Origin of the sequence: Fulvivirga aurantia, assembly GCF_009711475.1 — a bacterium.
Classification (GTDB): domain Bacteria; phylum Bacteroidota; class Bacteroidia; order Cytophagales; family Cyclobacteriaceae; genus Fulvivirga; species Fulvivirga aurantia.
This window is the reverse complement of record NZ_SMMD01000141.1, coordinates 1-693: the sequence shown is the minus strand read 5'-3', so window position 1 is coordinate 693 and position 693 is coordinate 1. Positions and strand designations below refer to the sequence as shown.

General features: G+C 39.5%; 1 protein-coding gene. It reads left to right on the top strand.

Annotated elements, in window-relative coordinates:
* The coding region (locus tag E1176_RS00375; protein WP_155208614.1) for a tetratricopeptide repeat protein at positions 1-602 on the top strand (602 nt) is incomplete at its 5' end.
* Between the last annotated feature and the right edge of the window lie 91 nt (positions 603-693).

Below are 693 nucleotides of genomic sequence, written 5' to 3'. Positions count from 1 at the left end.
TGAAAAGTTTAAGATTAGCAATTCAAATATTGTTTGTAGTGGTAGTAGCCGCAGCGTGTAAAGATGAACGCTCCGAGCTAGGAGATAAGTATTTCAAAAATGGTCAGTATGAGAAGGCAATTGACGCTTATACTGAATATTTAAGGTTGGAGCCGACTCACATCAAATCTCTTTACAACAGAGGTCGGGCTTACGAAGAGGTAGGAAAGCACGAAGAGGCTTTGGCAGACTTCAATAAGGTGTTAAAAGAAGATCCTCAAAATGCGAACGCATTAATTAGTTTGACGTCAGACTTCTATTACAGGCTGCAAGATTATGAGAACACCATTTTCTATGCAGAAAAAGTACTTAAAGTAGATGAGAGCGCGACTGCACATACGCTTAAGGGTAAAGCGCAGCAGAAGTTGGGCAACCTCAAAGAAGCTCTTTCTGCTTATAATGCAGCATTGAGCGTAGATAAAGAGTATGTTGAAGCCTATATATCCAGAGGTTCACTTCGTGTTTACCTCAAGCAGAGAAGTAAAGCGTGTAACGATTTTAGACTTGCAGAGTCACTTGGCGCAAGTAATGCAAAAGACCTGCTAAATAAATACTGCAGGTAATTTTTATTGGTAAAACGAATACGGTTTAATCGTAAAAAGGGCCGTCTCAAAAAGCTTGTAAAACCGTCACTCAGAGACATAACTTTTTTCA